This is a genomic window from Aliiglaciecola sp. 2_MG-2023, from assembly GCF_030548145.1.
Classification (GTDB): domain Bacteria; phylum Pseudomonadota; class Gammaproteobacteria; order Enterobacterales; family Alteromonadaceae; genus Aliiglaciecola; species Aliiglaciecola lipolytica_A.
Window position 1 is genome coordinate 34039 of the sequence record NZ_JAUORY010000007.1, and the last position, 15643, is coordinate 49681.

Genomic DNA, 15643 nt, shown 5'->3' on the forward strand with positions numbered 1-15643 from the left:
GTCCCCTTAAAACAAGTAACTGACAGTCGTCAGATGCTGGCTTGATTTCATGACTTTAACGATCTTTTCAGCAATTTTGAAACTGCCGCCGTCACGGACTAATTTGAATTGCAAATTAGCCGGATAGCAACGTACGCCGTTTTTGTTATTTTCATACAAACTATAGGCACAACGCACTCTCACAAAGCCATCAATATCGTCAAGTATGCGGAAGCGTGACATAGTACGTACGGTTTTTTCACCTAATTGCGTTGAAATAGCATCACCGCTAGTTAAACGTTCAATACGCAACTTACGCATTTCATCATCGTCGTATGCTACATTGAGGGTATTCGCGTAATCTGTAGCGTTATGATCTACCGGAACAATATACAAACCGGACTCAAGCCATAAATCTAACCACTGTTGGTATTCTTTGTTATCGAGCATGTCTGCTTCAATATTCAAGAAGGCAGTTACATCGGCTAATAATTGGGTATCTAATTTCATTTTATCGATCCTTATTTTCCGCTTTCCACAGACATCATCTTCTTATATTTCTGATACGCAGCACGCATGCCAGTTTCAGAACAAACAGCCCCTTTAACATTGCCATCAGCAGAGGTAGATAATTTGGACAAACCGCGATTAATCATGATCCAGCCATCTGTTCCAGCAATAGAACCAGCTTGAACACGTTCCCATGCTTCACCATCATCAGGTGTACCGAACCCCATTGGCCCTTGGAAATGCTCATGTAAACGCATGCGCTTCTGATTAAAGGCTTCAGGAGCACCTTTGCCACCTATGGCGATATGGTGAATTTCAGTTTCATTAGCACTAATTGGCACAAGATTACGGAAAAACGCCATTGAACAAGCAATATTCGGGAACAGATTCAAATTAAACCCGCTACCACCGACCGCTCTAACTAGACGACGTACTTCTTCGTCAGAATGACCTTCATCAGCTAAACTCTTAGCCAAGTCTGCGTAACGCTCGGGAATCGGCTCATCTAAATTTTCTTCTAGATCGACCAACTCAGGGATCATCACCATCACGCTATGACCATTTCCTAAATCTTCGACATAACCTTCACCGTCTAGGAAATCAAAAACTTCAGCAGCCTCTTCATCAACAGATGCTATAAATGACTTATGTACTATGGGGAAGTGATAGGCATCAGTGGTGTTTTCTAGTTGAATCTTCCAGTTTCCAGGGAATCTGAATCGATGATCACCAAGGGTTTTAAGTGGATAACCGCCGCCTTGTTTAACAAATAAGTCGATCCATTTTTTAGCGCCGCCTAAATGCTCATCTAGCGATTCCAAATCATCTTTTAAGGTTGCAAAAACCATCCCGTTATAGGATTCGGTACGTACTTTAACTAAACCAAATTCAGCTTTATCAAGGATATTTTCGTATTCTTCAGGTTTAGGCAATGCACGTAGACTACCATCTAAACCGTATCCCCAACCATGATATGGACAGGTGAAAGCTTTGGTTTTACCGGTTTTACCTTCGCACACAGTTGCGCCACGGTGACGACAACGATTCAACATCACGTGAATATTGTTTTTACGATCACGTACTACGATAACCGGTTGGCGACCTATTGAAGCTGTCTTATATGAACCCGATTCTGGTACTTCACTTTCGTGAGCAACCCAAACCCAAGTGTTATTAAATATCTTGTCTAATTCTTCATCGAAAATTTCTGGGTTAGAGTACAAAGACTTATGCACTCTATCTTCCAGTACCAAATCAGCAGTACTGTTTAGGTTTTTTACTTTAATTTCTGTATTCATGAGAAGTCCTATTCTGGCACTGGCAATGCCGCGCTGTTATCCCATGGCTGGGCCATAGGACGGCTGAATTTATTTTCAGTAACAAAGTGTGAAATTTGACAAGCCTGTTCGGATAAAACGAAAGTTGCTTTAATTTGCGCGCAACTTAATTGTGAACGACCATCAATAAAATCTGAAGGCTGCACCAACAGCCAAGTCCCAGTAGCTTTGTCACCGTCAATCGTGATGGTTTCATTACCCAAAAAATGCACGTTCAGGTTAAAATGACCTGGTGAGGTAGCATATTTTGCAAACATGTTTTCGATTGCATCAATGCCCTCATAGCGCCCAAATGTTTTGGCATAGCGCTGGCCCTTACCTTCCCAAATGGCATCGTCTGTAAACAAAACCATCAGATTTTTAAGTTCAAAACCAGGCGCTAAATCATCGCAAAGTCGCATGTATTGATTCATGCAGGCACTCACTCGTTTTTCGCTTTCTAAAACAGAGAGTCGTTGCTGCAATGCTTCTAATTGTTGTAATGAAATCATATTTTGTATTCCAAAAATTTAGCTTGGAACAACAAGTTCACGACCAATACGTGCTTCTACTTTGCAGTATTTCCACAAGCTGTAAGTGCCGTCACCCACAGGTGTTGAGCGGAAGAAATCACAACCAGCAATAACAGTTTCGAGGTCTGGAACATCTGCCATAATATAGGCAGTCCAAGGGGCGGAAGCGGAAGGACCGACTTGAATTCGATCATCATCCATAATACCAAGCACGTTGACGCCAGGCAGATCAGATATGCCCTTCATCATCGCACTAAAAGCTTGCCAAACATCACCCATGACCTCTTTTGTAGAGTCCATGAAATTTTGATTAACACCGATACAAAACAATACTCGATGGGAAGTTGATTCACTCATAACGTTTTCCTCCAATAGGGTTTAACATTTTTTAATAATTAATTTTTTAAATTCTGAATTTACAAATAACCAGGAAATGGTGGGTGTCCAAACATAATAGCCCCAGCATTTTGATAGGTAACTTCACCCATAAAGGCGTGTTGTGTTACCAAATGCGCATCTCTTAAACAACGAGATAACGGATGATCTAAATAAGCGCCCTGCATACCAGATAATTGATAAGCAATGCGTGTGGCTTCAGCACACTCTCTAGCCACATTAGTGGTTGCTAAGCGAATTAGACTGATTTGATCTTTGCTTGGTTCGTCCCCCTGCATAATCACATCCCACACTTCATCAGTTGCTTCATAAAAGAACGCGCGAGAAGAACGCACTTTGGCTTCCGCTTTAGCAATATCTATTTGTGCATAATGACGCTCCCCTAAATTAGGGGCGCCAGTAACTGATTTTCTATTTTTGGCCGAGTTAACAACCACATCGATGGCATCTCGAGCAATACCTAACGCGGTTACCGATAACACCTGCGCGGCAAATGACAATGAAGGATATTTGAAAAACGGCGTGTCGACTGTGGGTGTGCCGCCACGTACAAAGGTCCATTCCTCAGGAACAAACACGTCTTCTACAATCAGATCAAAACTACCCGTTCCAATCATGCCGTGCACATTCCAGGTTTTTTCGATTTTGACTTTATCAGCCGGCATTACCGCCATTTTTGGTAATTTACTGCCATCATCAGGCATCACACCGACGCCGAGTAGAGATGCGCCCATACAACCGCTAGCAAATTGCCAACGGCCATTTACAATGTAACCACCTTTTACTTTTTTGGCTTTTTGTGGCGGGAAGATGCCACCAGCAAAAACTATATCAGCGGAATCCTTCCACACCTCTTTGAGTGTATCCATTGGTAAAGCCGCAAGATACGCAGGGTTCATTCCAAAGCTGGCAACCCAACCTGCAGAACCATCTGCTGTTGAGATAGTTTCAATTGCTTTTAAAAACTCGCTTGGGGTTTTACCACTGCCACCAAAACTTTCTGGTACGAAGGAGCGGTAAATTCCAATATCTTTGAATTGTTCAACAACATCATTTGAAATAAAACGTTGCTCTTCGAACTCAGCTCTACGTGAGCGAATATCACTTAGCAGTGCATTTACTTTTTCTTCTCCGCCCCACTGGGTCATATCCATTGAATTTTTATACATCGTTTTTCTCCACACATTCAGTGTTAATGTTATTCGAACAGCTTAATTTTTTAGCAATTTCGCATATGAGTTCATCATTTCCCTTGGCTCCTACAAGCTGCATACCTACAGGCTTTCCCAACTCATTTTTAAGTGGGATGGTAATGGCTGGATGCCCAGATAAATTGAATGGTCTAGTTAAAAAGCTGATATTAAGATCGTTTTTACCTTCTAACCCATCCACTCGTTTGAGAGGAAATGAGGGAAGTGTTGGCAGTACAAGGGCATCAACTCCTTTTAAAGCGTCATCCACTTGTTGACTGAAATGCGCTCTGACAACTTCAGCTTCTGAGGCGATATTGGGATTTATCTGACTTGCCGCTAGTAATCTCGATTCAATATCACTACCCAGTTTTCCGGTATTGAGTAAATGACCGAAGGTTTGCCACATCTCAAAATTCATTAATTTCAATGCGGCATCAAAGGCATCATTTAAGCCCGCTAAAGTAGTCGTGCGTAATTCAATAAAACTCTGGTTTAAAGCCTTATCGACTAACTGGTTTATTAGGCTGTCAGCCGCAACATCCAACCGCGCCAATTTAATTGGTCTATCAATAGAAATTGGCGCAAAAGTTGGGTCTATGCACTGCATTCCTTTAATCAAATCTTCTGCTGAAAACGCCAAAGGACCAACACAATCTAAGGTTGACTCAGCAGGCACTACCCCCTTACGACTAACTCGACCAAAGGTAGGTTTAAAACCAAATACACCGCAACACGCGGCTGGCACTCTAATTGAACCACCGGTATCAGTGCCGATACTGAAATCCACTGTCATTTCAGCAACTGCAACGGCACATCCACTCGATGATCCGCCAGGGATATATTCTGGATACAGATAGTTAACCGGAGTCCCCAAATAAGAGTTAACACCCGTCATGCCATATGCCAACTCGTGCATATTTAGTTTTCCGACTAATTTCACACCAGATGCCAACATAGTCGCCACAACATCAGCATGTTTAGTGGCGCTAGTATTGTGACTAAATGCTTTGCTGCCGGCCTCAGTCACAAAACCAGCTACATCGATATTATCTTTGATACCCGCAACCAATTGGGTATTTGTGCCAATTTCAAATTTTTTGGTAAATACACACATCGTAAATATTGCCTTGGTTTCGAATACTAATGTTTAAAGACTAGTTTAAATTACATGATTAATCAAGTGAATATTAATGTAAATATTCTATTAATAATTAAGCAAAAATAATCATTTGTAAAACAGCTTCGTTACTTTTTTCGAGCGAATACAGAATAAAAAACAGATGACTAGCCAGTAGATATTTACTGGCTAGGATAGTTACTATCAGCGAACCTTTAATTGGAAAACGATCGCCGCTGCTATCAATAGAGGTATAGCAAAGACCGCAAAATTGAGCTCCATACTAAAACCATAGGTTATTAATAAACCACCTACGTATGGGCCAATGACAGCACCAAATCGTCCTAGACCTAAAGCCCAACCGATCCCAGTTGCTCTGACTTCAGTTGGATACATCTTTGCCGATGTGGAATAGAGGCCAACGTACGCACCAAGCAATAAAAACCCGATAATAAACAATAAGATGAATAAATTCATAAACTCAAACAAGAACCCAAACGAGAGCATCGCTAGGCCAGATATTGAGAGAAAAATCGTAATCAATTTAGTTAAACCGAAATTAGCGGCAAACCAACCCAGAAGAAGCGAACCTATAACCCCTCCTCCATTTAACGCCACTGCCGAAAATACGCTATCAGATTCGCTTAAGCCTTCGTTAATCACCAACTTTGGTAACCAACTTAGTAAAAAATATAAGGAGATAAAAACGCACAAAAAGGTTAACCATAACTGTATGGTTTTAGTTCGAAAGGTAGGACTCAATAAACTTAAAACGCTGGCTTTGTTAATTGCATAGTTATTATCAACGACAAATTCACTTATGGTGCTGCGGTTCATTTTGGTTAATAACAGATTAACTTTGTTTAACGCACTGTCAGTCCCTTGGGTTTTTAAAAACTGTAGTGACTCAGGTACCAAACAATACACTACAACGGCCATTACTAAGGTAACCAAACCAAGACTAAAAAACACAATTTCCCAACCATAGGTAGGTAGAATTGGAACGACAATAATCCCGCCAATAGTGGCCCCCAAAGGGAAGCCAGCGGAAATAATTGCGACACTAAAACTGCGATATTTAGTAGGCGTATATTCAGATGTAAGGGCGGTAACATTGGCCAGCATGGCCCCGACCCCAAGACCTGTAATTGTGCGCAAAACAACTAATTGCCAAAATGCACTGACTAACCCTGTTAAAAACATAGATATGCCAATTGCAATAACACTGGCAATCAACATTTTTCGTCTGCCAATTTTATCCGCGTATGGCGCAATTATCATTGCGCCTAACATCATACCTGCGAGTGTCACACTAAACACCAAGCCTAAATTAGTAGGATTAATATTCAGTTGTTCACTAACACGCTGTGCGACAAAGGACATTGAGGTGATATCGAATCCGTCTAATATCATCAACAAAAATGAAATGAACACGACGAGAATTTGAGTTAAAGATAACTTTCCATCATCCAAAATGTGCTCAAATGTTTGTATAGATTGACCTTCTTTCATACGTTGCTCTTTATTGGCAATTGAGTTCACTTTTTACTAACTACACTATTACCGGTACAGCAATTAAACTTGCAGTAAGTAGAGGCGCAGTAAGCAAAGAGAAGTATTTGACAGGGTCAAATGCTTCTCTTGTTTTATTGAAGTTGCTTAATTTGCTTAGTAAAAGCTATATCTGAAAGAGGCATACCATTGACGGCCGCGATCTCTGATGATCTCAGTAGTACCTACATTAGACTCATAACCTGCGGTGATATATTTTTCATCGGTTAAGTTCTTAAGCCCAAAGTCCACACCGTAAGTTTCATCTGGTGAACGCCATAAAACTGTCAAATCAACAATGGTGACTTCTGGTGTAATGATGCCATCAGTGTTGTCTGGGTTATTGAAATATTCAGTATGGTAATTTGCACTCAGTCTCGCAGTGACAAGAGAACCATTTTCAAATTCAACATCGCGAGCCAAACTAATGTTACCTGACCATTCTGGAACATGATCAAACTTACTATCAACCGTCACAACAGCTGCCAACGGAGGCTCAACGTCAATATTTGTAAATTTAGCGTCTGTGTATCCTACCGCGGCTTCAATAAACCAGTAGTCAGCAAAAGCTAATTTAGATTCAAGTTCAAATCCTGAAATCTCAGCGCTACCCACATTCGCTTCAAAGAAACCGACAAAACCAGGGTTTTGGGTTCTTACTTGAATATCAGTGTAATCCATTTGGAAAACAGCACCATTGACTGAGAAAGGTTTGTCACTGCTGTCATATTTGAAACCAAGTTCATATGATTCTACATACTCTGGACCGAACGACGGAACCGTATCTAACGCTGGGAATATACGTTGTACAAAACCACCCGAACGGAAACCTTCAGTGTAAGATGTATACACCATTAGCTCGTCTGTTGCTTTGTACGCTAGGTTTACCATAGGCGTGGTTTCTTGCACATCGATTGAATTTAGGCCAAGAGGTAAAAGTAGAAAACCAGGCTCAAGACCAATATTGCTGCTCAATACAACTTGAGTGGGATCGAAGGTTTTTTCTTCATCGGAGTATCTGACACCCACGGTTAAGTCTAACTTTTCAGTAAAACTATAAGTTGCCTGGGCATAAATCGCGGAACTTGTTGTGGTGAAGTCATTATCACTGTCAAAGTTAGCAATCGCGAAATCGTTGATATTACGGTTATTACCTTCCTCATCAAAATAATACAAACCCGTTATCCAGTTCAATTTCTCGTCTTCAGTTGAACCCATTAATTGAATTTCTTGGGTAAACTGCGAGGCTTCAAATGAATCATAAAAATGTACCACTGTTAACGGCGATGCATCAGCATCTCTAGCAAACTCAGCATCTAAATCACGATAAGCAGTAATAGATTTTAACTGTAGGTTGTCATTGATGTCCCAGGTTACTTGTAAATTCGCTCCCCAAGAGGTGGTGTCTGAGTAGGTTGGTGCGGTGCCAAGATTCACACCTTCAGTGGCATATTGGTTGTTGTAACAAATAGGATCAGTAGAAGTAATACCCGCTGGGTAACCACAACTTTCAGCTTGTAATACATTGTTGTAAAAACCTGCGAAAGAACCATCAACTAAGGTACCTGCATCAGCAATTTCGAATGCGGGGCCATTCTCGTTTTCTGTGCTGTGGTCAAGAATCAAACTCACTTCTACATCATCCGATGCTTCCCACAGAAGCGAACCACGAAATGCCAACATGTCATCGTCACCCAGATCACCGCCGGCTGGACGACTAACGTAGCCATCTTGGGTTGCACTTAATGCCGAAAAATTACCGAACAAATTATCAGTAAGTGCACCGTTAACTGATACTTTCAGTTTCGCTAACGAATCAGTACCAATAGTGGCATCAACATAACCTTCAAAATCTTCTGTTGGCTTCTTACTGTATAAGGCAACAGCTCCACCCACACTGTTTCGACCAAAAAGAGTTCCTTGTGGGCCACGAAGCACTTCAACTCGGTCAACATCGAGTAAGTCCACGGTAGCGCCAACAGTACGAGCGATGTAAACGCCGTCTACATAAAATCCAACACCGTTATCGATAGTGCCTAAAAAATCACGTTGACCAACACCACGAATATAAACCGTGGCAACAGATGATGAACCACCAGCACCAGGACTATTCTGATAAGTCAGGTTAGGAGTAACACCGCCTATTTCCGATACATTCTCAATTCCTCGAGCTTCTAGGCCGTCACCTGAAAAAGCGGTCAATGACAAAGGAGCTTCTTGCAAACTTTCTTCACGCTTTCTGGCTGTAACTTGAATCTTTTCCATCATTGCACCAATACCAGACTTATTGTCGGCAGCAGTTTCGTCTTCTTGGGCATGTACGGGGGTGATAGCAATAGCAGATACTACAGCTAAAGAAACAGGGAGGCGCGCATTAAATATCGATCGAGTTATTTTATTTAGCTTGCAATTAAGTGACATATTTGTGCTCCGTTGATTATGTTCTAGTTATTCTGCTTATAATTTGTATGAGTTATTACGTTACATGTCAAGTAAAAATTCAACGATACTTGTTTTAATTTTAAACGGATCTTTGATTTTTTAAAAAATATGATTGTATTTTACGTTTTTTATCAAGTAATATTGCGAGCATTATTGTGTTAAATTTGTTTATAACTTGTTGAAAATATGAAAAAAAATACGGATAAACTAAATAAATTCAAACCTGCTTCAGAGAGTTTTGAATTCCAGCAATACCCATTTTATTGGCTAATGAGAGTAGGCAGTGCTTATTCCATGCGAATGGAAAAATCCCTTAAAAAACAAGGTATTAACCTTACCGCCTGGCGTATACTTATGATATTGCGAGAAATGGGAACCTTGAGTGTTAGTGAAGTTGCTACCCACGCTGTAGCAAAAACACCAACGATTACCAGAGCCACTTATAATCTCCAAGAAAAAGAGCTTGTTATTATCCGCACTAGCAAAAATGACGGAAGAGTCTCTATTGTTGAGTTAACTGAAAAAGGTAAAACCGTCATTGCCAATATCATCGAAAACTCACAAAAACTGTTCGACAACATTTATGAAGGTTTCACAGCTCAACAAATCGAGACGTTTAACAGCACTCTTCAGAAACTCTTCCTCAATCTAGACGAAGCTTAGTGAAACTCGCTTTTACCATTACACTGTCGGTTAACCGCACATATCAATGTGCAGTTAACCAACGGGTTAACTGGCTCACTTCTTAGGCTAATTCACACTTTCTTCGGCCAACTTATCATGGGCTCGTTTGATGACGTACGCGCGTATCGCTTCAGCATCACTTTCTTCCAGAACTTGCTTAAATGACACCATGCCTTTCGATGATAATGCACCACCGAGCACGACACTTTTCCAAGCTTCTTTGTTCAAGTTGAAAGGGCTGTAACGTAAATCCGGCAAAACACCACCAGACACTACTGTATCTCCATGACAATTGAAACAAAATTGTTGATAGGTTGCTCTACCGTGATCCACGATATCTTTTGAAGCGGTTTGTGGCGGAGGATTAAGCTCCCGTTTTACCAAGGTTAAGGGAGGAAGTTGTTGGTCTCCTCCAAGCTTAAATACTAATACCCTATTTACTTTATTGGCAGCAGAGTCTGCCACAGCTTCACCAAGCAATAACGGCATAATACCGCCCCACCCTGCCAATATCGCAACATATTGTTCGCCGTCTATTGCGTAGGTGACGGGTGCTGCAACAATCCCGGTTTGTGCATTGAACGACCATAACTGTTCACCGGTTTTGGCATTGTACGCATTAAAATTGCCTATTCCGTTGCCTTGAAATAGTAACCCACCCGCTGTAGACAACGCGCCCCCATTCCAAGAAACGGTATGCTCAACAGACCAAGCAGCTTGTTGTTTAACCGGATCCCATGCCAATAAATAGCCCTTTAACATGGCTTTAATGGCTTTGCGAATATTCACGTCCTCCGGCATTGCTCCGGCGACCCCATCAATACCAAGGTTCACCCCAATAGGATTATGCTGAAAATTTGGATCGCTTTGAAAATTAAACGGCAGATCCATGGCGGGAATATAAACTAATCCCGTATCAGGACTGTAACTCATCGAATGCCAGCTATGTCCACCAAATGGACTTGGTAAGCCCATAAAGTTTTGTTGTTTATAGTGAGCACCTTCCACCACTGCCGGCCTTCCTGTTTCCTTATCGACGTGGGTTGCCCAACTGACGTTAACAAAAGGCTCTGCAGACAACAGCTCACCGGTTTGCCGATCCAATACATAGAAAAAGCCATTTTTAGGCGCTTGCATAATCACTTTACGTAATTTGCCTTCAATTTCTATATCAGCCAATACCATTTGTTGTGCTGCGGTGTAATCCCAACTGTCACCAGGTGTTGTTTGGTAGTGCCAAACATACTCACCGGTGTCTGGACGAACCGCGACTATCGACGATAGAAAAAGATTATCGCCTCCTTGTGGACTGCGAATATTTTGATTCCAAGGAGAGCCATTACCTACACCTATGTAGAGTAAATCGAGTTCAGGATCATACGACATTGAATCCCAAACTGTTCCGCCACCACCTAGCTTCCACCATTCACCTGTCCAGGTTTTTGCCGCCATTTCTAAAATAGGGTTTTCAAATGGCTTCGCTGGATCACCGGGTACAGTGTAGAATCGCCAATTCTGTGCACCGGTTTGTGCGTCATAGGCCGACACAAATCCACGTACGCCAAACTCGCCACCACCATTGCCAATAATAACATTGCCTTTCACTACTCGAGGAGCTCCAGTAATGGAGTAAGGTATGTCGGTTGGCGTGGTTTGTACTTCCCAAACAAGCGTTCCGTCTTTGGCATTTACCGCCACAAGCCTGCCATCAAGTGTGCCCGCGTAAACTTTATCGCCATATACTGCTACGCCACGATTAACCACGTCACAACATAAGTTTACTGCCCACTCAGGTGGCACTTTAGGGTCATATTTCCACAATAAACTACCAGTTTTAGCATCTAGAGCGTATATACGACTCCAGTTTCCGGTAATATACATAACGCCATCGACAACTATGGGGGTGGCTTCTAAACCGCGTGTTCCCTCTAAATCAAAATCCCATTGAAGTCCTAATTTCGCAATATTGTTAAGGTTTATCTCGGCTAAAGAACTGTAACGTTGTTCTTTGTAGGTGCCGCCATGGGACAACCAATTCTGTGGTTCAGAATCGGCATTGACTAATCTCTCATCTGTTAACCCAACCGTTAACTGACTTTGAGACTCTGCTTTGCGCTGGGGTGTTGGTTGAATTTCTTGTTTTGGACTATCGCAACCGTAAATGCTAATAGTGCTGATCATTAGTAAACATATTTTTATTGTTGATGAGTATTTTTTAAGTAATACGCTACTCATATAGGCCCCTTTAAATGAGATTCTTATTATTAGTAGCAAAACAGTAAATGATTAATTTACTACCCACTATCCCAATTCGCGCTCAACTATCCGATTTTGATAACAATTGACAGCAAAGAAACAATGGCGTAAAAAAAAAAGGACGAATAAAAGAAGAAAACATATGAAGCCAATTTTGCCCTTGAATCAGTTTTCTCGGTTTTCGTCGAAAAATGTAGATGAAACCCTAAGAGATGTGACTAATATTTTTTGTCCTCACCAGTTTGAGCTATTAGGCAATGCTGGTTCATTTTCAGCGCAAGTTAATGAGGCTAAATTTGCACATTCAGCACTTGTCTATATTACCTATGGTACCGCAGTCACCATTAAAACTGAGCAATTAGGCAGTTGTTTTCTCATTCAAGTTCCGTGGCAAGGCCGTGCTGAGGTAGCGGTGAAAGACCAGAAAACCCTTGTTCAACCAGGTATTGCCAGTGTTGTGTCACCAAACCAAGCCATGAACATGCGTTGGTCAAATGATTGTAGCTTCTTTACTGTTCGATTAGACAAGCAAAAAGTCGAACAAACACTGACTCAATTATTAGGTCATGAACTGCAAGCGCCATTAATCTTTGATGCTAAATTTGATCTAAATACATATGAAGGTAAAAGTTGGATGAATGCCGTCAATTTTGCCAGACGTCAGTTAGAACTTCCGCTGTCCCCTATGGTTGCTGCTCCCTTATTACAGCAAATTGAAGACACCCTATGTTTAATGTTACTGCAACTGCCGCATCATAACTATCGGGATAGATTGCGCGGTGGGAGCGATAACGTGACACCAAGGTCAGTCAAACGTGCTAGAGACTACATACACGACAACATCCATCTTGATATTTCTCTTGAACAACTGGCCATGGTGACTGGGGTTGTGCCCTCTACCTTGAACAAACATTTTAGCCATTTCATTGGACAGTCACCGATGAAATATGTACGTGGACAAAAATTATTAGCGGTACATGAGGTATTACGCTCTTCGGATCAGGATGTAAATGTGACTGATGTAGCCATTAAATATGGTTTTAACCATTTAGGCAGATTCGCCCATTATTATAAATTACGATTTGGCGAACGGCCCTCAGACACTTTGAATAAGTCTAAGGGATAAGATTGTAACGACCGTTATTTCTGCGGGTAATGGAATACTGGATAAAATGCCGATAGGCAACAGAATAAGGATAGCCTAAGAAACTTAAGCTATCCTTACAACGACTATTAAATGACTGTGTTGTGCTTTAGGCGATGCCTAGAGTTTACTCACTTTTATGGTTTGCACTGATGTGTACTCTTCTAGCCCCAACTGGCCAAATTCAACTCCAAGACCCGATTGTTTGACACCACCAAAAGGAGCATCAGGTTGAACGTTGCCGTGTTCGTTAATCCATACCGAACCAGTCTCCAAGCGTGATGCAAGAGAATGGGCTAATTCAGTGTCAGATGACCAAATTGAGCCACCAAGACCAAATTGATTATCGTTGGCCATTTTGATCGCCTCATCAATATTTGAATACTTAATAACAGGGATCACTGGTCCAAATTGTTCTTCATCAACTAAACGAGAACCATTAGATATATCAGCAATAATGGTAGGTGGGAAAAAGTACCCCTCTCCTTCTCTTACCTTGCCACCAGCCAAAAGTGTGGCGCCATTGGCAATGGCATCTTCGGTAAGCTCAATCACTTTATCTAATTGTGCTTTATTTTGTACAGGACCAAATTCAATCCCTTCTTCCATGCCGTTACCAACTTTCACCTTATTAGCCAGCTCAACTAGTGCATTGCAAACATCTTCGTAAATAGATTCATGCACATATAGACGTTTTAGACAGGCACAGGTTTGACCATTATTGTGGAAACAGGACAAAAACAAGTTATGCGCAATAGCGTTAACATCCACGTCAGGTAAAACAATACCGGCGTCATTGCCCCCTAATTCCAGCGTTAAACGCTTTAGGTTGCTAGAAGCTAAACTCATTATTTTTTTACCTGTTGGTGTAGAACCAGTGAATACTATTTTATTGATGTCTGGATGAGCTGAAATGGCATTGCCAACATCTGCATCACCGGTAATAACGTTGAGCACACCCGGCGGCAAAACCGTATTGGCTAATTCCACAAATCGCATAGTAGCAACAGGCGTTAGAGGTGAGGGTTTGATTATCACGGTATTACCGGTTTTTAACGCAGGGATCACATGCCAAATAGCGATCAGTAATGGCCAGTTCCACGGTGTGATGGATGCCACTACACCTAATGGTTTTCTATGTACTTCGATTCTGGCCTCATCATTATCTTGTATCACTTGCAGCGGCGAAGAAAAACTGCAGGTAGCTTGAATCCAGGCCATAGAACCACCCACTTCCATGCCTGATCCTATCCCACCAAAACCATTAAACGGTTTGCCATTTTCCTGCGTAATCAATGCCATAATTTCCGGCATATTACTTTCAAGTAAGCCAACCAAAGCATTCATTTTTTCAATTCTGGCTTCTTCTGGTAGCTGACTCCAACTAGGAAACGCATTTTTTGCTGCAACAACAGCCTCATTAACTGTGCTTTCATCGCCTAAAGCACAAGTTGCAAACGGCACGCCTAAAGCAGGGTTAATAACATCGAAAGTCTTCCCAGATGTGTAGCTTTTCCCATTTATCGTCATGTTAAATTGTTGCATATATTTATCCTTATTATTTTTATCAAGCAAAATCAGATGTTCTCAATACGTCAAGCTACCTGATCTTGGAAAATAAATAAACATTAAATTTCACGTTATATTTCACCTTAATAGTTACGATTCTTTTCAACAATTAACAAATTACCTAGATTTTTTATTACTAAACATACCGCTAAGCGTCAGAAATGAAGGCGTAAAAAATCACTAGCAAGCCAATTTAAAAACCCTAGTCTAATCGATTATTTATTTGAAATTGCCTCATAAGAATGTAAGGACTTAGCAGCTAACTGAGACACGATAAAAGCAGACTGACAACCCAAGGCACAAACTAAACACAGTTTCTGCAACTTTTACTCTATGTCGTGAATATATTGCAGGTAATTAACAGAAAAATGCCCGTGCCCCCTTATATATCGCTATCCATTAACTGGAATAAGGCTTGCTTAGTTCTATGGGTGTCACACCAGTATAAAGATACTGAGTGCAAAAACGCTTATGAGGAAATCATAAATAAACACCAATTAAGGAGAATTAGATGGCGATTGTTAAATGGGCTACAGCAAAATATGATGGTTTAGGTAAAGACGGAAAAGGCCATGTCTCAATGCAGTCAGGCGCCTTGCAAGATCACCCTTACGGATTCAACACACGTTTTGAGGATAGGGCCGGTACCAATCCAGAAGAACAGATCGCAGCGGCCCACGCATCATGCTTCACCATGGCACTTTCTATGGGGTTATCAGAACAAGGATACAAGAAAGGTAGATTGGAAACTAAGGCCGCTATCACCTTAGTAAAAGACGATGACGGATTTTCTGTCACCAAATCAGAAATAACTTTAGATGCTCAAGTACCTGGCATGAGCGGAGCAGATTTTGAAAAGGCGGCGGTTGAGGCAAAGTTAAACTGCCCGATATCAAAATTATTAGCCTGTGATGTAACCTTGGATATTACTTCGTTTCAGGGCAATTAATTCG

13 protein-coding genes are annotated in these 15643 nt (G+C 41.4%); 3 read left to right on the top strand and 10 right to left on the bottom strand.

What is annotated here, in order from left to right:
* Nucleotides 1-6 precede the first annotated feature (6 nt).
* The 8 genes from Q4567_RS09020 to Q4567_RS09055 all read right to left on the bottom strand — a co-directional run bounded on the left by Q4567_RS09020 (nt 7) and on the right by Q4567_RS09055 (nt 9016).
* Nucleotides 7-489 (bottom strand): aromatic-ring-hydroxylating dioxygenase subunit beta, encoded by a 483-nt coding sequence (locus Q4567_RS09020; RefSeq protein WP_216050389.1) that lies wholly within the window; start codon nt 487-489, stop codon nt 7-9.
* 11 nt (nt 490-500) lie between these two features.
* On the bottom strand, nt 501-1787 hold the full coding sequence (locus tag Q4567_RS09025) for an aromatic ring-hydroxylating dioxygenase subunit alpha (RefSeq protein ID WP_216050388.1): 1287 nt from the start codon (nt 1785-1787) through the stop codon (nt 501-503).
* An 8-nt stretch (nt 1788-1795) separates the two neighbouring features.
* Nucleotides 1796-2317 carry a nuclear transport factor 2 family protein gene (locus Q4567_RS09030; RefSeq protein WP_303500151.1) on the bottom strand — a complete coding sequence of 174 codons (522 nt, stop codon included), beginning with the start codon at nt 2315-2317 and terminating at the stop codon, nt 1796-1798.
* Between the two features lie 18 nt (nt 2318-2335).
* Nucleotides 2336-2695 (bottom strand): IacB protein, encoded by a 360-nt coding sequence (locus tag Q4567_RS09035; RefSeq protein ID WP_216050386.1) that lies wholly within the window; start codon nt 2693-2695, stop codon nt 2336-2338.
* Nucleotides 2696-2754: 59 nt separating this feature from the next.
* Nucleotides 2755-3903: an acyl-CoA dehydrogenase family protein gene (locus tag Q4567_RS09040; protein WP_216050385.1), complete on the bottom strand. Its 1149-nt coding sequence runs from the start codon at nt 3901-3903 to the stop codon at nt 2755-2757.
* Complete coding sequence (locus Q4567_RS09045) at nt 3896-5041, bottom strand: amidase (RefSeq protein WP_216050384.1); 1146 nt, start codon at nt 5039-5041, stop codon at nt 3896-3898. Before Q4567_RS09045 ends, Q4567_RS09040 begins: the two co-directional genes overlap by 8 nt.
* A 207-nt stretch (nt 5042-5248) precedes the next feature.
* On the bottom strand, nt 5249-6556 hold the full coding sequence (locus tag Q4567_RS09050; RefSeq protein ID WP_216050383.1) for an MFS transporter: 1308 nt from the start codon (nt 6554-6556) through the stop codon (nt 5249-5251).
* Nucleotides 6557-6712: 156 nt separating this feature from the next.
* Nucleotides 6713-9016, bottom strand: coding sequence for a TonB-dependent receptor (locus tag Q4567_RS09055; RefSeq protein WP_216050382.1), 2304 nt, complete (start codon nt 9014-9016; stop codon nt 6713-6715).
* Between the two features lie 207 nt (nt 9017-9223).
* Here Q4567_RS09055 and Q4567_RS09060 point away from each other — a divergent pair, with 207 nt between their 5' ends.
* Complete coding sequence (locus Q4567_RS09060; protein ID WP_216050381.1) at nt 9224-9700, top strand: MarR family winged helix-turn-helix transcriptional regulator; 477 nt, start codon at nt 9224-9226, stop codon at nt 9698-9700.
* Between the two features lie 87 nt (nt 9701-9787).
* On the opposite strand, the gene Q4567_RS09065 is transcribed toward Q4567_RS09060, so the two are convergent.
* Entirely contained in the window at nt 9788-11956 is a 2169-nt protein-coding gene (locus Q4567_RS09065; protein ID WP_303500155.1) for a PQQ-dependent dehydrogenase, methanol/ethanol family, read from the bottom strand.
* 163 nt (nt 11957-12119) lie between these two features.
* On the opposite strand from Q4567_RS09065, the gene Q4567_RS09070 reads away from it, so the two are divergent.
* Nucleotides 12120-13103 (top strand): AraC family transcriptional regulator, encoded by a 984-nt coding sequence (locus tag Q4567_RS09070; RefSeq protein ID WP_216050380.1) that lies wholly within the window; start codon nt 12120-12122, stop codon nt 13101-13103.
* Nucleotides 13104-13241: 138 nt separating this feature from the next.
* On the opposite strand, the gene Q4567_RS09075 is transcribed toward Q4567_RS09070, so the two are convergent.
* Nucleotides 13242-14666, bottom strand: coding sequence for an aldehyde dehydrogenase family protein (locus tag Q4567_RS09075; protein WP_216050379.1), 1425 nt, complete (start codon nt 14664-14666; stop codon nt 13242-13244).
* Nucleotides 14667-15201: 535 nt separating this feature from the next.
* On the opposite strand from Q4567_RS09075, the gene Q4567_RS09080 reads away from it, so the two are divergent.
* Entirely contained in the window at nt 15202-15639 is a 438-nt protein-coding gene (locus tag Q4567_RS09080; RefSeq protein ID WP_216050378.1) for an OsmC family protein, read from the top strand.
* Nucleotides 15640-15643 lie beyond the last annotated feature (4 nt).